A 21,105-nucleotide genomic window follows, 5' to 3' on the forward strand; every position below is an offset into this window, starting at 1 on the left:
TTCATTACCGAGGCAATGAACTTCAGCGGCTCAATGAATTGCTGAAATAAACTGTTCGACTTCTTATTGCTAAGAAATCGTCTTGGTCACTTCACCAGACATTGAAAATCAACAAAATTGTTTGATGATCGATGCTGTGAGTGCCCACACAGATTGCTTGATTCAAATTGTTAAAGAGCGACGCAACAGTTCGTTGCTGCGGGAGTGGAATTCCACTCAACCGCCTTCTCGAGTCAAGCCTTATTTTCAAAGGCTTTTCGAGGCACCGACTGGCTTAACTACGTTACCGCTTGCCCTGTCGATGTGGCGCATTATAGAGAGATTGATCGCGTTGGCAAGGGCCGCAATGCAATAAAACTGCAAAAATCGGCACTTATTTAGTTATTCATAACCAACCACAGCTTTTATACAAACTTATCCACAGAAACCGGTTCCGGATTGCTAGAATGGCCGAAAACAAGGAGGCCAAGATGGACTTGCGACTGAGACCCTACAAGGGAAAACGCCCGCAACTGGGCAAGCGGGTGTAAGTAGATCCCTATACAACCCTGGTGGTAGACATCCATCTGATCCCACAACACTGTGAATAAGTACTAACGATTAAGTCGCGCTCAGGGGTAGCGCTATATAGATGACGTGAGATCGCGAACGAGTAATAGTTGAGGCAGTTGAGGCAGTTGAGGCAGTTGAGGCAGTTGAGGCAGTTGAGGCAGTTGAGGCAGTTGAGGCAGTTGAGGCAGTATCAGAATTCATTAAAAGAAAAGCCGGGACAAGCCCGGCTTTTTCTTTATCACTCAGCAGCTGCTTCAGCAGCGGCCGGGCGGTCTACCAGCTCAATGTAAGCCATAGGGGCGTTGTCGCCTGCACGGAAACCGCATTTCAGAATGCGAGTATAACCGCCGGCGCGCTCCAGGTAGCGCGGGCCCAGTTCATTGAACAGCTTAGCCACGATCGCGTTATCGCGAGTACGGGCAAATGCCAGGCGACGATTAGCAACGCTATCAGTCTTGGCAAGGGTGATCAGCGGTTCAACTACACGACGCAGCTCTTTTGCCTTAGGCAGAGTCGTCTTGATGATCTCATGACGAACCAGGGAGCTGGCCATGTTGCGGAACATAGCCTGACGATGGCTGCTGTTCCGGTTCAGTTGACGACCACTCAAACGATGGCGCATGACCTTATCCTTCTAACTAAATCTGTGAAACCCGTAATCTGGATTACTCGTCAGCGATGCTGGCGGGCGGCCAATTCTCGAGGCGCATGCCAAGAGACAGACCACGGGAGGCCAACACGTCCTTGATCTCAGTCAGGGACTTCTTACCGAGGTTAGGAGTCTTAAGCAACTCAACTTCGGTACGCTGTACCAGATCACCAATATAGTGGATAGCTTCTGCCTTCAGACAGTTCGCAGAACGAACTGTCAGCTCCAAATCATCGACAGGACGCAGCAGAATCGGATCAAACTCGGGTTTCTCTTCTTTCTTCTCGGGCACGCTGACATCGCGCAGATCCACGAAAGCTTCCAGTTGTTCGGCCAGAATAGTGGCTGAACGACGGATGGCTTCTTCAGGATCCAGAGTACCATTGGTCTCCATGTCGATGACCAGCTTGTCCAAGTCGGTACGCTGTTCCACACGTGCTGCCTCAACATTGTAGGCAATACGAACGATGGGGCTGAACGCGGAGTCCAGCAGCAAGCGACCAATCGGACGCTCTTCATCATCGTTGTGAACACGAGCAGAAGCAGGCACATAACCACGACCGCGCTGAACTTTCAGGCGCATGCTGATTTCAGCATTGGCACCAGTCAGGTGGCAGATTACGTGCTCCGGGTTTACGATCTCGACTTCATCACCGTGAGTGATATCACCAGCGGTAACGGGGCCTGTTCCAGACTTGGTCAGGGACAGAGTTACCTCGTCCTTGCCTTCCAGCTTTACAGCGATACCTTTCAGGTTGAGCAGGATTTCAAGAATGTCTTCCTGTACACCTTCTTTGCTGCTGTACTCATGCAGTACCCCGTCAATTTCGACTTCAGTAACTGCACAACCGGGCATAGATGACAGCAAAATACGACGCAGAGCATTGCCCAGCGTGTGACCAAAGCCACGCTCAAGTGGCTCAAGAGTCACTTTCGCATGAGTCGGGCTAACTTGCTCGATGTCAACTAGCCGCGGTTTAAGAAAATCTGTTACAGAACCCAGCATTGTGTCCTCTCTTTAGAAGCTAGCTTTACTTGGAGTAAAGCTCGACGATCAGCTGTTCGTTAATGTCGGCAGACAGGTCGGAACGCTCTGGCAGACGCTTGAAAGCACCTTCCATTTTAGCGGCATCAACCTCTACCCAAGTCGGCTTCTCACGCTGACCAGCAACTTCCAGGGAAGCTTTGATACGCGCTTGCTTCTTAGCCTTCTCACGAATGCAGATCACGTCCTCAGGGGAAACCTGGAAAGAAGGAATGTTCACAACGCGACCGTTTACCATGATGGCTTTGTGGCTCACCAGCTGACGAGATTCAGCACGGGTGGCGCCGAAGCCCATACGGTAAACAACGTTGTCCAAACGACCTTCCAGCAGCTGCAACAGGTTTTCACCGGTGTTACCCTTTTGACGGGCAGCGTCGCGGTAGTAGTTGCGGAACTGTTTTTCCAATACGCCGTAGATACGACGAACTTTTTGTTTCTCGCGCAGCTGAACACCGTAGTCGGACAGACGCGCTTTACGCGCACCGTGCTGACCAGGGGCGGTGTCAATCTTGCACTTAGAATCAATCGCACGAACACCAGACTTCAGGAAGAGGTCGGTGCCCTCACGACGGCTAAGCTTAAGCTTAGGACCGATATATCTTGCCATCTTCTTTCTCCAACAATCCTAGACCAAGTAGCTACAGCGTTATACGCGGCGCTTCTTGGGAGGACGACAACCGTTGTGCGGGATCGGAGTCACATCAGTAATATTAGTGATGCGGAAACCAGCCGCGTTCAGAGCGCGGATGGAAGACTCACGACCGGGACCCGGACCTTTGACCATGACTTCCAGGTTCTTCACGCCGTATTCTTTGGCGATCTCACCAGCACGCTCAGCAGCTACCTGGGCAGCAAACGGAGTGGACTTACGGGAACCACGGAAACCTGAACCACCGGAGGTAGCCCATGACAGAGCATTGCCCTGACGGTCAGTAATGGTCACGATTGTGTTGTTGAAAGATGCATGAACGTGCGCAATACCGTCGCTCACTTGCTTTTTAACGCGCTTGCGAGCACGAGTCGGAGTTTTAGCCATTTTCTACCTTCCCGTTACTTCTTGATAGCCTTGCGCGGACCCTTACGGGTACGAGCGTTGGTCTTGGTACGTTGACCACGAACAGGCAGGCTACGACGGTGACGCAAACCACGGTAGCAACCCAGATCCATCAATCGCTTGATGTTCATGGAAATCTGACGACGCAGGTCACCTTCAACGGTGAATTTACCTACTTGTTCACGCAGACTCTCAATCTGAGCTTCGTCCAGGTCTTTAATTTTCACATTCTCAGCGATACCGGCTGCGGCACAGATGGCCTTGGAGCGGGTACGACCGACGCCATAAATCGCAGTCAACGCAATGACTGCATGCTTATGGTCAGGAATGTTAATGCCAGCGATACGGGCCACTATTCACTCCTACATATAGTAGATTACGACCACCACAAAGCCCGTGAGCGGATACGTGGCGGTCAACCAATACACAACAAAAGTTGGCTGGCTATATTAGCCAGCACAACTATTTGTTGCAAGTACTAACCGTAAAAAATTAGCCTTGGCGCTGTTTATGCTTTGGCTCGCTGCAAATCACACGCACCACACCGTGACGCTTGATGATTTTGCAGTTACGGCAGATTGCCTTAACGGAAGCACGAACTTTCATTGCTTAACTCCGTAACTACGCCGACCTTTAGCGGCCGTAGCCCTTCAGGTTGGCCTTCCTCAGGACGTCGCCATATTGATGAGACATCATATGGGTTTGTACCTGAGCCATGAAGTCCATGATAACTACCACGATAATCAGCAGCGAAGTGCCACCGAAGTAGAACTGTACGTTCCAAGCAGTCATCAAGAACTGGGGTACCAGACAGATAAAGGTTATATAGAGCGCACCTGCCAATGTCAGGCGAGTCATAACCTTATCGATGTAACGTGCTGTCTGCTCGCCCGGGCGGATCCCCGGGATAAAGGCTCCACTCTTCTTCAGGTTGTCTGCTGTCTCGCGGGGGTTGAACACCAGCGCGGTATAGAAGAAACAGAAGAAGATAATGGCTGCTGCATACAACATCTCATACAAGGGCTGACCCGGCTGCAGGACCATAGAGACCTGTTGCAGGATATCAGCGATCTTGCCGTCGCCCTGACCAAACCAAGAGGTAATGGTCCCTGGGAAAAGGATGATGCTGGATGCGAAAATCGCAGGAATCACACCGGCCATATTCACTTTCAACGGCAGGTGTGTGCTTTGCGCGGCAAATACCTGGCGGCCTTGTTGACGCTTGGCGTAGTTAACGACGATACGACGCTGACCACGTTCCACGAACACCACAAAGTAAGTCACTGCGAAAACAATCAAGCCCAGCAACAACAACAGCAGGATGTGCAATTCCCCTTGACGTGCCTGTTCGGCCGTAGCACCAATGGCATGCGGCAAACCAGCAACGATACCCGTGAAAATAATCAACGAGATACCATTACCGATCCCACGCTCGGTAATCTGTTCACCCAACCACATCAAAAACATGGTACCGGTGACCAGACTCACAACGGCCGTGAAATAGAAGCCCAAACCCGGATGAGTCACGAGTCCCTGCATCATATTCGGCAGACCGGTTGCAATACCAATGGCCTGGAAAGTTCCCAAAACCAGCGTGCCCCAACGGGTATATTGGCTAATCTTGCGACGGCCGGATTCACCTTCTTTCTTGAGTTCAGCAAGAGCGGGGTGAACCACAGTCAGTAGCTGGATAATGATCGATGCCGAAATGTACGGCATGATCCCCAGCGCAAGAATAGAAGCACGCGAGAGTGCACCACCACTGAACATGTTAAACATCTCAATGATGGTGCCCTTCTGTTGTTGGAACAACTCGGCCAGTACGGCGGCGTCAATACCAGGAATCGGCACATAAGAGCCTGCACGGAAAACGATAATCGCCCCGAGAACGAAGAGCAGACGGCTCTTCAGTTCACTCAGACCACCCTGTGCTTTAACATCCAATCCTGGTTTCTTAGCCATTGTACTGATTATTCCTCGATTTTACCGCCAGCGGCCTCGATGGCTGCACGTGCACCTTTGGTGACGGACACACCACGAACGGTCACAGCACGGTCAATGTTGCCAGACAGAACAACTTTAGCGAAAACGATGTTCTTAGTAACAACACCGGCTTGCTTCAGAGTGCTCAGATCGACCACATCACCTTCTACCATGGCGATTTCGTTCAGACGCACTTCGGCAGACACCAAAGATTTGCGAGAGAAGAAACCGAACTTCGGCAGACGGATTTTCAAAGGCATCTGGCCGCCTTCGAAACCAGCGCGGACTTTACCGCCACCGGAACGAGAGGTTTGACCTTTCACACCACGACCACCAGTCTTGCCCAAGCCGGAGCCGATACCACGGCCACGACGTTGTTTTTCAGGCTTGGAACCAGCGGCCGGAGACAGAGTATTCAGACGCATGCTTAGCCCTCCACCTTAACCATGTAATAAACCTGGTTGATCATACCGCGTACGCAGGGAGTATCTTCCAGCTCAACGGTGTGACCAATGCGACGCAGACCCAGACCACGCAGAGTCGCCTTGTGCTTTGGCAGACGGCCGATAGAGCTGCGAGTTTGAGTTACTTTTACAGTGTTAGCCATGTCGCATTACCCCAGAATTTCTTCAACGCGCAGACCACGCTTGGCAGCGATCTGGGCCGGGGATTGACCCTGTACCAGAGCGTCTACAGTTGCGCGAACAACGTTGATTGGGTTGGTGGAACCGTAGGTCTTGGCCAGCACGTTGTGGATACCAGCAACTTCCAGAACAGCACGCATGGCGCCGCCTGCAATGATACCAGTACCTTGTGAGGCCGGCTTCATGAACACGGAGGAACCGGAGTGAACGCCACGCACCGGGTGGTGCAGGGTGCCATTGTTCAGTTCTACCTTGCTCAGGTTACGTTTAGCCTGTTCCATCGCTTTTTGAATAGCGGCCGGAACTTCACGGGCCTTACCGTAACCGTAACCTACACGGCCGTTACCATCACCCACCACGGTCAACGCGGTGAAGGACATGATACGACCACCTTTAACAGTTTTCGAAACACGGTTTACTGCAATCAGCTTTTCTTGCAGTTCGCCGGCTTGAGATTCGACTTTAGCCATCTTCGACTCCTAGCTTAGAACTGAAGACCAGCGTCACGAGCAGCGGTAGCCAGAGCGGCTACACGACCGTGATACTTGAAACCGGAACGATCGAAAGATACGTTCTGAACGCCTTTGGCAATAGCACGCTCAGCGATTGCTTTACCCACTGCGGTAGCTGCATCAGCATTACCGGAGTGTTTGAGCCCTTCACTGATGGCTTTCTCTACTGTAGAAGCAGAGGCCAGAACTTCGGAACCGTTGGCTGCGATAACCTGCGCGTAGATATGACGCGGGGTACGGTGAACAACCAGACGGGTAGCTCCCAGTTCCTGCATCTTCTTCCGAGCACGAGTAGCACGACGGAGACGAGCTGCTTTCTTGTCCATAGTGTTACCTTACTTCTTCTTAGCTTCTTTAGTACGCACTTGCTCGTTGGCATAGCGTACACCCTTGCCCTTGTAGGGCTCCGGAGCGCGGTAAGAACGGATATCGGCGGCGACTTGGCCAACCAGCTGCTTGTCCACACCACGCAGAACGATCTCTGTAGCGGTCGGGCATTCAGCGGTGACACCAGCCGGCAGCGCATGCTCTACCGGGTGAGAGAAGCCCAGGGCCAGCGCGACAGCATTGCCCTTGATGGAGGCTTTGTAACCTACACCAACCAGCTGCAGCTTACGCTCGAAGCCTTGGGTAACACCGATTACCATGTTGTTAGCCAATGCACGTGCAGTACCGGCCTGAGCGTCAGCACCAGCGATGCCGTCGCGCGGGGCGAACTTCAGTACATTGTCTTCTTTGGTCACTTCTACACCGGCGTGGATGGAACGAACCAGAGAACCTTTACCACCTTTGATGGACAGTTCCTGACCGTTCAGAGTCACCTCTACGCCAGCAGGAATAGTGACGGGTGCCTTAGCAACGCGAGACATTTCCGACCTCCTATTAAGCGACGTAGCAGATGATCTCACCGCCCATGCTTGCCTTGCGGGCAGCACGGTCGGTCATCACACCTTTAGACGTGGACACGATAGCAACACCGAGACCGCCCATAACTTTCGGCAGATCAGTAGTGCGCTTGTAAATACGCAGGCCGGGACGGCTCACGCGTTGGATCAGTTCTACAACCGGCTTGCCCTGGAAATATTTCAATTCAATTTCCAGTTCCGGCTTCACATCACCCGCTACGGAGTAGCCAGCGATGTAACCTTCTTCTTTCAGCACTTTGGCGATTGCCACTTTCAGCTTGGAAGAAGGCATGGAAACCGCAACTTTGCTCGCCGCCTGACCGTTACGGATGCGGGTCAGCATGTCCGCGATCGGATCTTGCATGCTCATAGTCTAACTCCCGAGATTCTTACCAAGAGGCCTTTGTGAGGCCTGGAATTTCGCCCTTCATGGCATGCTCACGCACCTTGATGCGAGACAGGCCAAACTTGCGCAGGAAACCGTGCGGACGACCAGTAATATTGCAACGGTTACGCTGGCGGGACGGACTGGAATCACGGGGCAGCTGTTGCAGTTGCAAGACAGCATCCCAACGCGCTTCTTCAGAAGCGTTCATATCAACGATGATAGCTTTCAGCTCGGTTCGCTTAGTAGCGAACTTGGCTACCAGCTTCGCACGCTTTGCTTCACGTGCTTTCATGGATGTTTTAGCCATAACCCTAACCTTACTTGCGGAATGGGAAGTTAAAGGCAGCCAGCAGAGCACGGCCTTCTTCATCGGTATTCGCGGAAGTGGTGATGGTGATATCCAGACCACGAACGCGATCGACTTTGTCATAGTCGATTTCCGGGAAGATGATTTGCTCACGCACGCCCATGGAGTAGTTACCACGACCGTCGAACGCTTTAGCATTCAGGCCACGGAAGTCACGGATACGCGGTACGGAGATGCAAATCAGCCGTTCCAGGAACTCCCACATACGCTCGCCACGCAGGGTTACTTTACAACCTATCGGGTAGCCTTCACGAATCTTGAAGCCCGCAACAGATTTGCGAGCTTTGGTGATCAGCGGCTTCTGACCGGAAATGGCAGCCATATCGGCAGCGGCATTTTCCAACAGCTTTTTGTCAGAGATAGCTTCACCAACACCCATGTTCAGGGTGATTTTCTCGATCCGAGGGACTTGCATGATAGTCTTGTAACCGAACTGTTTGGCCAGTTCATTTACTACATCGGATTTGTAGTAATCATGCAGTTTCGCCATCGTTAAACTCCAATTACTTCACAAGTTCGCCGGTGGATTTGAAGAAACGAACTTTTTTGCCGTCTTCAATCCGGAAACCAACGCGATCAGCCTTGCCAGCGGCAGAGTTGAACAGCGCTACGTTAGAAACGTCCATTGGGGCTTCTTTGCTGATGATACCGCCAGCCTGACCCAGTGCGGGTACCGGCTTTTGGTGTTTCTTCACCAAGTTGATGCCTTCAACGTATACCTTACCTTCGCTTACCAGGACTTGAGTGACTTTGCCACGCTTGCCCTTGTCTTTGCCGGTAAGAACAATCACTTCGTCTTCGCGACGGATTTTAGCTGCCATCGTTCGACTCCTTACAGTACTTCGGGTGCCAGGGACACAATCTTCATGAACTTCTCATTACGCAGTTCACGGGTCACCGGGCCAAAAATACGAGTACCGATTGGCTGTTGGTTGCCGTTAAGCAAAACAGCCGCATTGTTGTCGAAACGGATGACTGAGCCGTCCGGACGACGAACGCCTTTACGGGTGCGTACGACCACCGCATTATATACATCACCTTTCTTCACTTTACCGCGAGGAATGGCTTCCTTGATGGAAACTTTGATGATGTCGCCGATGCCGGCGTAACGGCGGTGCGAGCCACCCAGAACCTTAATACACATTACACTGCGAGCGCCGGAGTTGTCGGCTACGCCCAGCATACTTTGCATCTGGATCATTTTAGTGCTCCGCTTTGTTTACTTCTTATCCCTCTCGGGATCTGGCTGCCTTCAAAAGGCGCGAAACTATAACACAGGATTTTTAGAAAAGGTAGCCTAAAAAACAAACGGCCCCGCTAAGGGGCCGTTTGGGCTAAAAAGTACCGATTAGGCCTTTTCTAAGATTGCAACCAGGGTCCAGGACTTGGTCTTGGACAGCGGGCGGCACTCGCGGATTTCCACGAGATCGCCAGCTTTACACTCGTTGTTCTCATCATGTACGTGCAGCTTGGTAGTGCGCTTGATGATCTTACCGTAGATCGGGTGCTTTACCTTGCGCTCGATAGCAACAGTGATGGATTTCTCCATCTTGTCGCTGATTACACGACCTTGCAGAGTACGGATCTTGTCAGTCATTACGCACCTGCCTTCTCAGTCAGTACAGTCTTGATACGTGCGACGTCACGACGCACTTGTTTCAGAGTGTGAGTCTGAGCCAGCTGGCCGGTGGACGCTTGCATGCGCATGTTGAATTGCTCACGCAGCAGGCCCAGCAGCTCCTGGTTCAGTTCATCGACGCTCTTTTGACGCAGATCTTGGGCTTTCATCACATCACCGTCTTAATTACGAAAGTGGTCTGAACAGACAGCTTAGCTGCGGCCAGGGCAAACGCTTCACGCGCCAGAGCCTCAGGTACACCGTCCATCTCGTACAGAACCTTGCCAGGCTGGATCGGGCAAACCCAATATTCCACGTTACCCTTACCTTTACCCATACGAACTTCGAGGGGCTTTTCGGTGATGGGCTTGTCCGGGAATACGCGGATCCAGATCTTACCTTGACGCTTAACGTGACGGGTCATGGCACGACGGGCTGCTTCGATTTGACGAGCAGTCAGTTGGCCACGAGATGTCGCCTTCAGGCCAAAGGTACCGAAGGATACTTCGTTACCAGAGGTGGCCAGACCGCGGTTACGACCCTTGTGGGTCTTGCGGAATTTAGTACGCTTAGGTTGCAACATTTACCGAATCTCCTTACTTACCGCGGCGTTTGTTATCGCGCTTGGGCTTTGCAGGAGCTTGCTCTTGAGCAGCGGCAGCATTAACTGCAGCCAGACCACCCAGAACTTCGCCCTTGAAGATCCAAACTTTAACGCCGATCACACCGTAAGTGGTGTGGGCTTCAGAAGTTGCGTAGTCGATGTCGGCACGCAGGGTGTGCAAAGGCACACGACCTTCACGGTACCATTCGGTACGCGCGATTTCAGCACCGCCCAGACGACCAGACACTTCCACTTTGATGCCCTTGGCACCCAGGCGCATTGCGTTTTGTACGGCGCGCTTCATAGCACGACGGAACATAACGCGACGTTCCAGCTGGGAAGTGATGCTGTCGGCAACAAGCTTGCCATCCAGCTCCGGCTTACGGACTTCGGAAATGTTGATCTGAGCAGGCACGCCGGCAATCGCGGCTACAGCTTTGCGCAGTTTCTCAACGTCTTCGCCTTTCTTACCGATCACAACACCCGGACGAGCGGTGTGAATGGTCACACGGATGCTCTTGGCCGGACGCTCGATGGTGATCTTGGACAAGGACGCATTTTTCAGTTCCTTGGTCAGGAACTGGCGTACTTGAAAATCGCTGTACAGGTTGTCAGCGAAGTCTTTGGTGTTCGCGAACCAGGTAGAATTCCAAGGCTTGGTAATACCCAGGCGAATGCCATTAGGATGTACTTTCTGACCCATTGCTTATCTCCCAGCCTTAGCGTCGGATACCACTACAGTGATGTGAGCGGTACGCTTGAGGATACGATCCGCACGACCTTTGGCACGCGGACGGATGCGCTTCATGGAGGGACCTTCGTCGACCATGATAGTAGCAACACGCAGGGCGTCGATGTCGGCGCCTTCGTTGTGCTCAGCGTTTGCAATGGCAGATTCCAGCACTTTCTTAACCAGCACAGCAGCCTTTTTCGGGCTGAAGGTCAGGAGATTCAGAGCCTTGTCTACGGACAGACCACGTACTTGATCGGCTACCAGACGAGCTTTCTGGGCAGAAGTACGGGCATAACGGTGTTTAGCGATAGCTTCCATCATTTATCCCTTAGCGCTTCTTAGCCTTCTTATCAGCAGCATGGCCGCGATAAGTACGAGTCGGTGCGAATTCACCCAGTTTGTGACCGATCATTTCTTCGGTAACGAAAACCGGAACGTGCTGACGACCATTATGGACAGCGATGGTCAAACCGATCATGTTCGGGATGATCATTGAACGACGGGACCAGGTCTTAACCGGCTTTTTATCCCCGCTTTCCACCGCTTTCTCTACCTTCTTCAGCAAGTGCAGGTCAATAAATGGACCCTTCTTGAGAGAACGTGGCATGGTGATTCCTCTATGTTAACAATTACTTGTTACGACGACGTACGATGTACTTGTCGGTACGCTTGTTCTTACGGGTCTTGAAGCCTTTAGCCTTCTGGCCCCATGGGGACACAGGCTGCATGCCCTTGTTACGACCCTCACCACCACCGTGCGGGTGGTCGACCGGGTTCATCGCCATACCGCGAACGGTCGGACGAATACCACGCCAGCGGTTGGCACCGGCTTTACCCAGTTGACGCAACATGTGCTCGGAGTTACCGACTTCACCGATGGTGGCGCGGCACTCGGCCAGAACTTTACGTACTTCGCCGGAACGCAGACGCAGAGTTACATAGTTACCTTCACGAGCCAGGATCTGGATGAAAGTACCAGCGGAACGAGCCAGCTGGGCACCTTTACCAGGTTTCATCTCAACGGCGTGAACAGTCGAACCGACCGGGATGTTGCGCATCGGCAGGGCGTTACCTACCTTGATTGCGGCATCAGCACCAGAAGCGATAGCGTCACCAGCTTTCAGACCTTTCGGAGCCAGGATGTAACGACGCTCACCGTCTGCATACAACACCAGAGCGATGTTAGCGGTACGGTTAGGATCGTATTCCAGGCGCTCTACTTTGGCCGGGATACCGTCTTTGTCGCGCTTGAAGTCGACGATACGGTAATGCTGCTTGTGACCACCACCGATATGACGGGTAGTGATACGACCGTTGTTGTTACGACCACCGGACTTGCTCTTGCTGTCCAGCAGAGCGGCAAAGGGCTTACCCTTGTACAGCTCTTGATTGACGATCTTAACGACGTGGCGGCGGCCCGGAGAAGTAGGCTTGCACTTAACGATTGCCATTTTTCAGAACTCCTCTTACTCGGCTGCGCCCATGAAGTCGATGTCCTGACCAGCTTTCAGGGTCACATAAGCCTTTTTCCAATCGGAACGACGGCCTACGCGTGCACCTGCGCGCTTGGTTTTACCCTTCATGTTCAGGGTACGGACGGTCTCAACTTCGACCTCGAACAGTTTCGCAACTGCAGCTTTGACTTCCGCCTTGGTGGCGTCGACAGCAATTTTGAACACGATAGTGTTCTGCTTCTCGGCGACCATGGTGCTCTTTTCAGAGATATGCGGAGCCTTCAGAACTTTCAACAGACGCTCTTCGCGGATCATGCCAGCATCTCCTCGATTTGCTTAACTGCATCAGCAGTCATCAGAACCTTGTCGAAAGCGATCAGGCTGACCGGGTCGATACCGGCAACATCACGCACGTCAACTTTGTACAGGTTGCGAGCAGCCAGGAACAGGTTCTCATCGACTTCAGCTGTCACGATCAGAACGTCAGTCAGTTCCATCTCTTTCAGCTTGGCGATCAGTTCTTTGGTCTTCGGCGCTTCGATGCCGAATTTCTCGACAACGATCAGGCGCTCTTGACGTACCAGTTCGGACAGGATGCTACGGATAGCGCCGCGGTACATCTTCTTGTTTACTTTTTGGCTGTGATCTTGCGGCTTAGCAGCAAAAGTCACACCACCGGAACGCCAAATGGGCGAACGGATGGAGCCAGCACGGGCACGACCAGTACCCTTCTGACGCCACGGCTTTTTGCCGCCACCAGACACTTCAGAGCGAGTCAGCTGCGCGCGAGTACCCTGACGGGCACCTGCGGCATATGCAACGACGACCTGGTGAACCAGAGCTTCGTTGAATTCGCGCCCGAAGGTAGTCTCGGAAACTTCAAGAGCGCTCTTGGCGTCTTTCATTACCAATTCCATTACTATCTCCTCAGACGTTACGCTTTGACGGCAGGTTTGACGATCACGTTGCCGTTGGTTGCACCTGGGACTGCACCTTTGATGAGCAGCAGGTTACGTTCAGCGTCAACACGAACCAGTTCCAGGTTCTGAGTCGTTACACGCTCAGCACCCATGTGACCAGCCATCTTTTTGCCCTTGAATACACGACCCGGAGTCTGGTTCTGACCGATAGAACCCGGAGCGCGGTGAGACAAGGAGTTACCGTGGGTCATATCCTGGGTGCGGAAGTTGTGGCGCTTAACAGTACCAGCAAAACCTTTACCCTTGGATGTGCCAGTAACGTCTACCAGCTTAACGTCAGCGAGAAGATCTACTTTCAGCTCGCTACCAACAGTGAAAGCTTCACCGTTGTTCAGGCGGAATTCCCACAGACCGCGACCGGCTTCTACACCAGCTTTGGCGAAGTGGCCAGCTTCCGGCTTGGTCACACGGCTGGCTTTCTTGGCGCCAGTGGTAACCTGAATAGCGTTGTAGCCGTCGGTTTCTACAGATTTGACCTGAGTTACACGGTTAGCTTCAACTTCGATAACAGTCACCGGGATAGAAACGCCATCTTCAGTGAAGATGCGAGTCATACCCACTTTGCGACCTACAAGACCGATTGTCATTGTTATCAACCTCTTTCCGTAATTAACCCAGGCTGATCTGGACGTCTACACCGGCTGCCAGATCCAGACGCATCAGAGCGTCCACGGTCTTGTCAGTCGGCTCAACGATGTCTACCAGACGCTTGTGAGTGCGGATCTCGTACTGATCACGCGCATCTTTGTTGACGTGCGGGGAGATCAGGACGGTGAAGCGCTCTTTGCGAGTCGGCAGCGGAATAGGACCGCGAACCTGCGCGCCGGTGCGCTTTGCAGTTTCAACGATTTCCGCAGTGGATTGATCAATCAGGCGATGATCAAAAGCCTTCAGGCGGATACGGATTCTTTGGTTCTGCATTGACAGAGCTCCAATAGATAAAAGAACATAAACCAACACCGCCCGACCGGGAGTTATCCCGCCAGAGGTGTGATTTTTCACGTTTCCCCCCATATCGGGAGGACTGTATGGCTGGCTCTCGTAAACGAGGAACTCAGCAGCAGACATATCGTCTGGCTTACCTCATGGGTAAGCGGAGGGGATTATACGGATTTTTCAAATTTTCGCAAGGGAGAACGAACAGATTGTGCGCAGTTTTATGTGACAGATGGATCTCGCCGGCGGTGACACCATTTCCTGCCAATCGGGGGTAACGACAATCTTACAAACAGGCTGGTAGACTCTGCGCCTCCCTCCGTCAGTGGAACGACATCCAATGCTCAAAGATCAAAAGAAAGCCTATCAGTATGGACTCTGCGCCGTTGCCCTCTGGTCGACGGTTGCCACCGCCTTCAAGATTTCCCTCGCCTACTTCGAACCTGTGCAATTGCTGCTTGTTGCCGCCTTCACCTCGACCCTGACTCTCGGCGCTATCGTAGCCAAACAGGGCAAGCTGGCGCTGCTGCTGAGTTACCTCAAGGCTCGCCCCTTCTACTATCTGGCGCTGGGGGTATTGAATCCCTTCCTCTATTACCTGTTGCTGTTCAAGGCCTATGACCTGCTGCCCGCGCAGCAGGCGCAGACCCTCAACTACACCTGGGCCATCACCCTCAGTCTGCTGGCCGTTCCCTTTCTCGGCCAGAAGCTGCGCCGCCGCGACGGGGTCGCAATAGTACTGGGCTACTTCGGCGCCCTGGTGATCGCTACCCGGGGAGATGTGCTCGGTCTGCAATTCGACAGCCCGCTCGGGGTGACGCTGGCGCTGGTATCGACCCTTATCTGGGCCAGTTACTGGATCCTCAACACCCGCAATCAGGGGGACCCCATCGTCAGTCTGCTGATCGGCTTCATCATCAGTCTTCCTTTCATCATCGCGGCGACCTGGCTGCTCTCCGATTTTGCCATGACCGCCTGGCAGGGCTGGGTCGGCGCCATCTATGTGGGTCTTCGAGATGGGCTTCGGCTTCGTGCTCTGGCTGATGGCCCTACGCCACGCCACCAACACAGCCCCCATCAGCAACCTCATCTTCATCTCGCCATTTGCCTCCCTGGTGCTGCTCAACCTGCTCATTGGCGAAACCATACACCCGGCCACCCCAATAGGGCTTGGGCTGATCGTGGCCGCCCTTCTAATCCAGCAGCTCAAATACGGCAAGCGCTACCGCAAGAGCGCCGAGCCGCAAGCCTGACAATGCAAAAGGGCGTATCCATGGATACGCCCTTCTCTCAATCCATCCACTCCAGTGGCTGGTTCTTGGGTAGCCTGATCTCCACCAGCAAGCCCCCCAGTTCTGAGCGCCCCAGCCGTATGGTGCCATGGTGCTGGGAGACAATCTTGGCAACTATGGCCAACCCCAGGCCGCTGCCACTGCCGGTGCGGGCCTCGTTGCCCTGGGTAAACGGCTTGAGCACCCGGTTGTAGTCCTGCTCCGGAATGCCGGGGCCATTGTCTGACAGCCGTAGCCGCACCCAGTGGCCATCATCCTTTAGCTCGGCCTGCAAACAGCTCGCACCATAGCGCAACGAGTTACCAGACAAGTTGTTGAGGATGCGCCGGATGCTGATGGGATTGCAGGCCACACGCACCGCCTCTTCCGGCAATTCGAGATCCACCTCCAGCCCCTGATCGGTCTGCACCAACAGCACGTCGTGGATCAGCTGGGTCAGGTCGATTTGCTGGGTATCCAGCCCCTCGTCCGGCCGAATGTAGTCGATGAACTGATCTATGATGCCGTTGGACTCGTCAATGTCCGCATTGATGCTCTCCTTGAGATACTCATCCCCGGAAGACATCATTTCGGTCGCCAGCCGGATGCGGGTCAACGGGGTGCGCAGATCGTGGGAGACCCCGGCCATCATCAGATTGCGTTCCTCGATCAACCCCTTGATCGAGCTCGACATGTGGTTGAAGGTGCGGGTCAATCGGCGAACCTCCCGCGAGCCCAGCTCTCCCAGTGCATCGGGGAAGTTGCCACGGGCCACGGCCACGGCACCGGCCTCCAGATCCTCCAGCGGACGCACCAGCTGGCGGGCAAAGCGCCAGGCCGCGAACAGGGTCACCACCAGCAACACACTCATGTAGAGGAGCAGCGGCTCTATGTCATCATCCTCGATCTCGGTCAGCGGGATGCGAACCCACACCCGATTGGCCTGGGGCGGCTGGATCCAGATGATGTAGTGATCCTGGATCTCGACCCGCACCTTGGTCTTGCCCCCCAGCTCGCGGCTGATGCTCTCTTCCAGATAGGCGTAGGGCTTGGAGTCATTGAGCCCGTGCTGCTCCGCCTCTGTCTGGGTATAGATGTCGCTACCGGTCGCCACATAGACCAGCGCCTCGGCATCTTCGCTCAACGCCAGCTGGTTGCTTTCGACCGGAAAGATGAGTTTGACCTGATTGGCCAACAGGTGGCTGATCTGCTTGACGGTCGGCGCCAGCAGATAGTTGTAGAAGGTGGCATAGGAGACAAACTGATAGACCACCAGGACAGCGGCCAGAAACCAGAGCATGCGGGAAAACATGCTGCTCACTTTCTTCATGCGCCATCACCGTCCGGCACGAAGACGTAACCCAGACCCCAGACGGTCTGCAAGTAACGGGGTTGGGCCGGGTCCTGCTCCAGCAGGCGGCGCAAACGGGAAACCTGCACGTCTATGCTGCGCTCGGTCGCCGTATATTCACGGCCCCTGGCCAGGTTCATCAGCTTGTCGCGGGAAAGGGGCTCACGGGGATGGCTGACCAGCACTTTGAGCACCGCAAATTCGCCACTGGTCAGGGCCACCGGCTCGCCATCACGACTGAGTTCACGCGTCGCCAGTTTGAGCTGATAGTTGCCGAAGGTCACCATCTTCTCGGCGGTCGAGGGAGCCCCGGGCAGTTCGATTGTATGACGGCGTAGCACGGCGCGGATCCGCGCCAGCAATTCACGCGGGTTGAACGGCTTGGGCAGATAGTCGTCGGCCCCCATCTCGAGCCCGACGATGCGATCCACCTCATCGCCCTTGGCGGTGAGCATCAGCACCGGGATCTGGTTGCCAGCCTCGCGCAGGCGACGACAGATGGAGAGGCCATCCTCCCCCGGCAGCATCAAGTCCAGTACCATCAGGCTGAAATTTTCACGAGTCAGCAGGCGATCGGCCTGTTCACCATTGGCAACGCCACGAACCACGAATCCCTGTTCGGTCAGATAGCGCTCCAACAGGGAACGTAATTTCAAATCATCGTCGACGACCAGAACCTTGTATTGCTGACTCATTGCTTGCCTCTCCTCTCGATATGTTGCCAATACTAGGGCTCGGGCCCCCAACGGCAAAGCATAAATATGTTACTGGTTATTGCCCATGGCAGCCGCCTTGTGGCCCTCATGCTACGCCTGCAGGCTCCGCTCCCCCATGACGACACAGGTTTTGCTCGACAGCGAAGCAACAGCGGATAAGATCGGCCGAGCCACAAGAGGCCCATCAGCCCACATTGACGCAGGTACTTGATATCCATGAAGACCAAGCTGATCACCCGCGAAGGCTACAACAAGCTGAAAGAAGAGCTCGATTTCCTATGGCGCGAAGAGCGCCCCGAGACAACCCGCAAGGTGGCCTGGGCCGCCAGCCTGGGCGATCGCAGCGAGAATGCCGACTACCAGTACAACAAGAAGCGGCTGCGGGAGATCGACAGGCGGGTGCGCTACCTGCGCAAATGCCTCGAGGAGCTGGGGATCGTCGATTATGCCCCCGCCCAGGAAGGCAAGGTGTTCTTCGGCGCCTGGGTCGAGGTGGAGAACGACGAGGGCGAGACCAAGCGCTTTCGCATCGTCGGTTATGACGAGATCTTTGGCCGCAAGGATTACATCTCCATCGACGCCCCCATGGCCCGCGCCTTGCTCAAGAAGGAGGTAGGGGATGAGGCCATAGTGCCTACGCCAATCGGTGACGCCTGCTGGTATGTCACCGAGATCAGTTATCCGAAGTGACGGGAAGCCCTCGCTTCCCCACCATGGATAACGGCTGATCCCCTTCCCGTCCACGTAACGAGCCTCCATGACGGGGATCCGGGCCGTCCGCCTCCTCTCCTGCCATTCGGCCCGACGGCCATGCATGTCACCGGGGTGGCATAGCGCCGCCCGACCTCATATAGTGCTCACATTTAGCGCCTTGGGTGCGGGCCTGTCTCGGCGACGCTCAATCCACACCATGCGGCCCCCTAATGATGTAGAGAAGCAACAAGCTGACGAGCGGCATACCCGGCCGCAGCAAGTCGAGCCCCCAGGCTAGTTGGATAGAAGCGACCACAGAGATCCCAGATGCACAGCCATATCATAGAGAGACAGATTGCCGGTGAGCTGAATGCCCGTCCGGAACAGGTGCAGGCGGCCGTGCGCCTGCTGGATGAAGGCTCGACCGTTCCCTTTATCGCCCGTTATCGCAAAGAGGTAACCGGTGGCCTGGACGACAGCCAGCTCCGCACTCTGGAGAGCCGCCTCGGCTATCTGCGTGAACTGGAGGATCGCCGCCTGGTGATCCTGCGCTCCATCGAGGAGCAGGGCAAACTCACCCCGGAATTGGCGCGTGAGCTGAAGGGTGCCGACAGCAAGACCCGGCTGGAAGATCTCTATCTCCCCTACAAACCCAAGCGTCGCACCAAGGGGCAGATGGCTATTGAAGCGGGGCTCGAACCGCTGGCCAACCTGCTACTCACCGATCCGATGAAGGATCCCGAACAAGCGGCGACCGCCTTCCTGAATACCCAGCTGGGGATTACCGACAGCAAGACCGCCCTCGACGGCGCCCGCTACATATTGATGGAGCGCTTCGCCGAGCAGGCCGACCTGCTGGAAAAACTACGTGACTACCTGTGGCACAACGCCACCCTTCGCGCCCGCATGGTGGCTGGCAAGGAGCAGGAAGGAGCCAAGTTCAAGGACTACTTCGAGCACGACGAGCCGCTGCACAAGGCCCCTTCCCACCGTGTGCTGGCCATGCTGCGCGGTCGCAACGAGGGCATCCTCAATCTGGCGCTGATCACGGGTGACGACGAGGGCTCCAGCCCCTGCGAAGGCATCATTGCCCACCACCTCAAGCTCAATCTGCAAAACCGCCCGGCCGACAAGTGGCTGCAGGGGGTGGTGAGCTGGACCTGGAAGATCAAGCTCTCCTTGCAGATGGAAACCGAGCTGATCGGCCGTATCCGCGAATCAGCAGAAGACGAGGCCATCAAGGTGTTCGCCATGAACCTCCAGGATCTGCTGATGGCAGCGCCGGCAGGCATGCGCTGCACCATGGGGCTGGATCCGGGCATCCGCACCGGGGTCAAGGTGGCCGTGGTCGACGCCACCGGCAAACTGGTCGATCACGCCACCATCTATCCGTTCGAACCGAAACGCCAGATTGATCAAAGCCTCAAGACCCTGAGCGAGCTGTGCCAGAAGCACAAGGTCGAGCTCATCAGTATCGGCAACGGCACCGCCTCGCGAGAGACCGACCGGCTGGTCAGCGATCTGTTCGAGCGCTACCCCGCAGCCAAAGCACAGAAGATAGTAGTGAGCGAAGCGGGGGCATCTGTCTATTCCGCCTCCGAGCTTGCCTCCCTGGAGTTCCCGGATCTCGACGTCTCGATCCGTGGCGCCGTCTCCATCGCCCGCCGCCTGCAGGATCCCCTGGCCGAACTGGTCAAGATAGATCCCAAGAGTATCGGCGTGGGCCAATATCAGCACGACGTCGGCCAGAGCCAGCTGGCCCGCCGGCTGGATGCCGTGGTCGAGGATTGCGTGAACGCGGTCGGGGTCGATGTGAATACCGCCTCGGTCGCCCTGCTGAATCGGGTTTCAGGTCTATCCCAGACGCTGGCCCAGAATATCGTCATCTATCGGGACGAGCACGGCGCCTTTCAGAACCGCCAGCAGTTGCTCAAGGTGAGCCGACTCGGCCCCAAGGCATTCGAGCAGTGCGCAGGCTTCCTGCGTATTCGCGGGGGCAGCAACCCCCTCGACAGCTCGGCGGTGCACCCGGAGTCCTATCCGGTGGTAGAGCGGATCCTCGCCAAGCTGGAGCAGACCGTCACCAGCCTGCTTGGCAACGGCAGTCTGCTGCGCAGCCTGAAGCCGGCCGACTACACCGATGAGCAGTTCGGTCTACCCACTGTCACCGACATCATAGGTGAGCTGGATAAACCGGGCCGCGACCCGCGACCCGAGTTCAAGACCGCCACTTTCAAGGAGGGGGTGGAGAAGATAAGCGACCTGGTGCCCGAGATGATATTGGAGGGGGTGGTCACCAACGTCACCAACTTCGGCGCCTTCGTCGATATCGGCGTCCATCAGGATGGACTGGTGCATATCTCCTCCCTGACCGATCGCTTCGTCAAGGATCCCCGCGAGGTGGTCAAGGCAGGTGACATAGTGAGGGTCAAGGTGCTGGAGGTGGATGCCCCGCGCAAGCGGATCAGCCTGACCATGCGACTGGACGAAAAAGCCGGACAGCCGGCTCGCAAACCTGCGGAATCCCGCAACGTGAATGCTGGCAGTGCCAAGCCGAGACCAGCGCCGCAACCAAGTACGCCAGTGGGCGGCGCCATGGGCAACGCCTTCGCGGCAGCCCTCTCCAAAGCAAAGAAATAAACCGCCAAGA

General features: G+C 55.0%; 32 protein-coding genes and 2 pseudogenes. 4 read left to right on the top strand and 30 right to left on the bottom strand.

Annotated features, from left to right (window positions below; translation table 11 throughout):
• Positions 1-446 precede the first annotated feature (446 nt).
• Positions 447-527, top strand: a pseudogene (locus tag GWQ22_RS02585) (gamma carbonic anhydrase family protein); the annotation flags it as partial.
• Positions 528-790: 263 nt separating this feature from the next.
• Here the strand turns inward: GWQ22_RS02585 and rplQ are convergent.
• The 28 genes from rplQ to rpsJ all read right to left on the bottom strand — a co-directional run bounded on the left by rplQ (position 791) and on the right by rpsJ (position 14,409).
• Complete coding sequence (gene rplQ, locus GWQ22_RS02590; RefSeq protein WP_005307999.1) at positions 791-1,174, bottom strand: 50S ribosomal protein L17; 384 nt, start codon at positions 1,172-1,174, stop codon at positions 791-793.
• 43 nt (positions 1,175-1,217) lie between these two features.
• The gene (gene rpoA / locus GWQ22_RS02595; protein ID WP_005307997.1) at positions 1,218-2,207 is read right to left on the bottom strand and encodes a DNA-directed RNA polymerase subunit alpha; all 990 of its coding nucleotides are present in this window, start codon (positions 2,205-2,207) and stop codon (positions 1,218-1,220) included.
• A gap of 25 nt (positions 2,208-2,232) precedes the next feature.
• Entirely contained in the window at positions 2,233-2,853 is a 621-nt protein-coding gene (gene rpsD / locus GWQ22_RS02600) for a 30S ribosomal protein S4 (protein ID WP_042033855.1), read from the bottom strand.
• 39 nt (positions 2,854-2,892) lie between these two features.
• Positions 2,893-3,282: a 30S ribosomal protein S11 gene (rpsK, locus tag GWQ22_RS02605; protein WP_005319702.1), complete on the bottom strand. Its 390-nt coding sequence runs from the start codon at positions 3,280-3,282 to the stop codon at positions 2,893-2,895.
• 14 nt (positions 3,283-3,296) lie between these two features.
• On the bottom strand, positions 3,297-3,653 hold the full coding sequence (rpsM, locus tag GWQ22_RS02610; RefSeq protein WP_005307991.1) for a 30S ribosomal protein S13: 357 nt from the start codon (positions 3,651-3,653) through the stop codon (positions 3,297-3,299).
• Between the two features lie 139 nt (positions 3,654-3,792).
• Entirely contained in the window at positions 3,793-3,906 is a 114-nt protein-coding gene (gene rpmJ / locus GWQ22_RS02615; protein WP_005319705.1) for a 50S ribosomal protein L36, read from the bottom strand.
• Between the two features lie 27 nt (positions 3,907-3,933).
• Positions 3,934-5,262: a preprotein translocase subunit SecY gene (gene secY / locus GWQ22_RS02620; RefSeq protein ID WP_042033856.1), complete on the bottom strand. Its 1,329-nt coding sequence runs from the start codon at positions 5,260-5,262 to the stop codon at positions 3,934-3,936.
• A gap of 8 nt (positions 5,263-5,270) precedes the next feature.
• Positions 5,271-5,708: a 50S ribosomal protein L15 gene (gene rplO / locus GWQ22_RS02625; protein WP_005319708.1), complete on the bottom strand. Its 438-nt coding sequence runs from the start codon at positions 5,706-5,708 to the stop codon at positions 5,271-5,273.
• A gap of 2 nt (positions 5,709-5,710) precedes the next feature.
• A complete protein-coding gene (gene rpmD, locus GWQ22_RS02630; RefSeq protein WP_005307985.1) occupies positions 5,711-5,890 on the bottom strand; it encodes a 50S ribosomal protein L30 in 180 nt (59 codons plus the stop codon).
• A gap of 6 nt (positions 5,891-5,896) precedes the next feature.
• On the bottom strand, positions 5,897-6,397 hold the full coding sequence (rpsE, locus tag GWQ22_RS02635; RefSeq protein WP_005319713.1) for a 30S ribosomal protein S5: 501 nt from the start codon (positions 6,395-6,397) through the stop codon (positions 5,897-5,899).
• Between the two features lie 14 nt (positions 6,398-6,411).
• On the bottom strand, positions 6,412-6,765 hold the full coding sequence (gene rplR, locus GWQ22_RS02640) for a 50S ribosomal protein L18 (protein WP_042033858.1): 354 nt from the start codon (positions 6,763-6,765) through the stop codon (positions 6,412-6,414).
• Between the two features lie 9 nt (positions 6,766-6,774).
• Positions 6,775-7,308, bottom strand: a complete 534-nt coding sequence (gene rplF, locus GWQ22_RS02645) for a 50S ribosomal protein L6 (protein WP_005319720.1) — start codon at positions 7,306-7,308, stop codon at positions 6,775-6,777.
• 13 nt (positions 7,309-7,321) lie between these two features.
• Positions 7,322-7,714: a 30S ribosomal protein S8 gene (rpsH, locus tag GWQ22_RS02650; RefSeq protein WP_005307980.1), complete on the bottom strand. Its 393-nt coding sequence runs from the start codon at positions 7,712-7,714 to the stop codon at positions 7,322-7,324.
• 19 nt (positions 7,715-7,733) lie between these two features.
• Complete coding sequence (gene rpsN / locus GWQ22_RS02655) at positions 7,734-8,039, bottom strand: 30S ribosomal protein S14 (RefSeq protein ID WP_042033860.1); 306 nt, start codon at positions 8,037-8,039, stop codon at positions 7,734-7,736.
• Positions 8,040-8,049: 10 nt separating this feature from the next.
• The gene (gene rplE, locus GWQ22_RS02660; protein WP_005319725.1) at positions 8,050-8,589 is read right to left on the bottom strand and encodes a 50S ribosomal protein L5; all 540 of its coding nucleotides are present in this window, start codon (positions 8,587-8,589) and stop codon (positions 8,050-8,052) included.
• Positions 8,590-8,602: 13 nt separating this feature from the next.
• The gene (gene rplX, locus GWQ22_RS02665; protein WP_042033862.1) at positions 8,603-8,920 is read right to left on the bottom strand and encodes a 50S ribosomal protein L24; all 318 of its coding nucleotides are present in this window, start codon (positions 8,918-8,920) and stop codon (positions 8,603-8,605) included.
• An 11-nt stretch (positions 8,921-8,931) separates the two neighbouring features.
• Positions 8,932-9,300 carry a 50S ribosomal protein L14 gene (gene rplN / locus GWQ22_RS02670; protein ID WP_005890908.1) on the bottom strand — a complete coding sequence of 123 codons (369 nt, stop codon included), beginning with the start codon at positions 9,298-9,300 and terminating at the stop codon, positions 8,932-8,934.
• A 147-nt stretch (positions 9,301-9,447) separates the two neighbouring features.
• On the bottom strand, positions 9,448-9,696 hold the full coding sequence (gene rpsQ, locus GWQ22_RS02675; RefSeq protein ID WP_005319730.1) for a 30S ribosomal protein S17: 249 nt from the start codon (positions 9,694-9,696) through the stop codon (positions 9,448-9,450).
• Entirely contained in the window at positions 9,696-9,887 is a 192-nt protein-coding gene (gene rpmC, locus GWQ22_RS02680) for a 50S ribosomal protein L29 (protein WP_005319733.1), read from the bottom strand. The genes rpsQ and rpmC overlap by 1 nt, the downstream gene beginning before the upstream one ends.
• Complete coding sequence (rplP, locus tag GWQ22_RS02685; RefSeq protein WP_005340612.1) at positions 9,887-10,300, bottom strand: 50S ribosomal protein L16; 414 nt, start codon at positions 10,298-10,300, stop codon at positions 9,887-9,889. Before rplP ends, rpmC begins: the two co-directional genes overlap by 1 nt.
• A 13-nt stretch (positions 10,301-10,313) precedes the next feature.
• Positions 10,314-11,024, bottom strand: coding sequence for a 30S ribosomal protein S3 (gene rpsC, locus GWQ22_RS02690; RefSeq protein WP_005890900.1), 711 nt, complete (start codon positions 11,022-11,024; stop codon positions 10,314-10,316).
• A 3-nt stretch (positions 11,025-11,027) separates the two neighbouring features.
• Entirely contained in the window at positions 11,028-11,372 is a 345-nt protein-coding gene (rplV, locus tag GWQ22_RS02695) for a 50S ribosomal protein L22 (protein WP_033130007.1), read from the bottom strand.
• A gap of 10 nt (positions 11,373-11,382) precedes the next feature.
• Positions 11,383-11,661 carry a 30S ribosomal protein S19 gene (rpsS, locus tag GWQ22_RS02700; protein WP_005307960.1) on the bottom strand — a complete coding sequence of 93 codons (279 nt, stop codon included), beginning with the start codon at positions 11,659-11,661 and terminating at the stop codon, positions 11,383-11,385.
• 22 nt (positions 11,662-11,683) lie between these two features.
• A complete protein-coding gene (rplB, locus tag GWQ22_RS02705; protein ID WP_005340614.1) occupies positions 11,684-12,505 on the bottom strand; it encodes a 50S ribosomal protein L2 in 822 nt (273 codons plus the stop codon).
• 15 nt (positions 12,506-12,520) lie between these two features.
• Entirely contained in the window at positions 12,521-12,820 is a 300-nt protein-coding gene (gene rplW / locus GWQ22_RS02710) for a 50S ribosomal protein L23 (RefSeq protein WP_345893614.1), read from the bottom strand.
• Entirely contained in the window at positions 12,820-13,425 is a 606-nt protein-coding gene (rplD, locus tag GWQ22_RS02715; RefSeq protein ID WP_005340616.1) for a 50S ribosomal protein L4, read from the bottom strand. Before rplD ends, rplW begins: the two co-directional genes overlap by 1 nt.
• A 17-nt stretch (positions 13,426-13,442) precedes the next feature.
• Entirely contained in the window at positions 13,443-14,075 is a 633-nt protein-coding gene (rplC, locus tag GWQ22_RS02720) for a 50S ribosomal protein L3 (RefSeq protein ID WP_042033865.1), read from the bottom strand.
• 22 nt (positions 14,076-14,097) lie between these two features.
• The gene (gene rpsJ, locus GWQ22_RS02725) at positions 14,098-14,409 is read right to left on the bottom strand and encodes a 30S ribosomal protein S10 (protein WP_005307944.1); all 312 of its coding nucleotides are present in this window, start codon (positions 14,407-14,409) and stop codon (positions 14,098-14,100) included.
• A gap of 355 nt (positions 14,410-14,764) precedes the next feature.
• Between rpsJ and GWQ22_RS02730 the strand changes: the two are divergent.
• Positions 14,765-15,677, top strand: a pseudogene (locus GWQ22_RS02730) (DMT family transporter).
• 37 nt (positions 15,678-15,714) lie between these two features.
• Here the strand turns inward: GWQ22_RS02730 and envZ are convergent.
• Positions 15,715-17,025: a two-component system sensor histidine kinase EnvZ gene (gene envZ / locus GWQ22_RS02735; protein WP_042033869.1), complete on the bottom strand. Its 1,311-nt coding sequence runs from the start codon at positions 17,023-17,025 to the stop codon at positions 15,715-15,717.
• Positions 17,022-17,741 (bottom strand): two-component system response regulator OmpR, encoded by a 720-nt coding sequence (gene ompR, locus GWQ22_RS02740; RefSeq protein WP_042033870.1) that lies wholly within the window; start codon positions 17,739-17,741, stop codon positions 17,022-17,024. Before ompR ends, envZ begins: the two co-directional genes overlap by 4 nt.
• Before the next feature lie 237 nt (positions 17,742-17,978).
• On the opposite strand from ompR, the gene greB reads away from it, so the two are divergent.
• Positions 17,979-18,452, top strand: coding sequence for a transcription elongation factor GreB (gene greB, locus GWQ22_RS02745; RefSeq protein ID WP_042033872.1), 474 nt, complete (start codon positions 17,979-17,981; stop codon positions 18,450-18,452).
• 330 nt (positions 18,453-18,782) lie between these two features.
• Positions 18,783-21,095, top strand: coding sequence for a Tex family protein (locus tag GWQ22_RS02750; protein ID WP_275929381.1), 2,313 nt, complete (start codon positions 18,783-18,785; stop codon positions 21,093-21,095).
• Positions 21,096-21,105 lie beyond the last annotated feature (10 nt).

This window comes from Aeromonas sp. 1HA1 (assembly GCF_029237385.1).
GTDB lineage: Bacteria > Pseudomonadota > Gammaproteobacteria > Enterobacterales > Aeromonadaceae > Aeromonas > Aeromonas popoffii.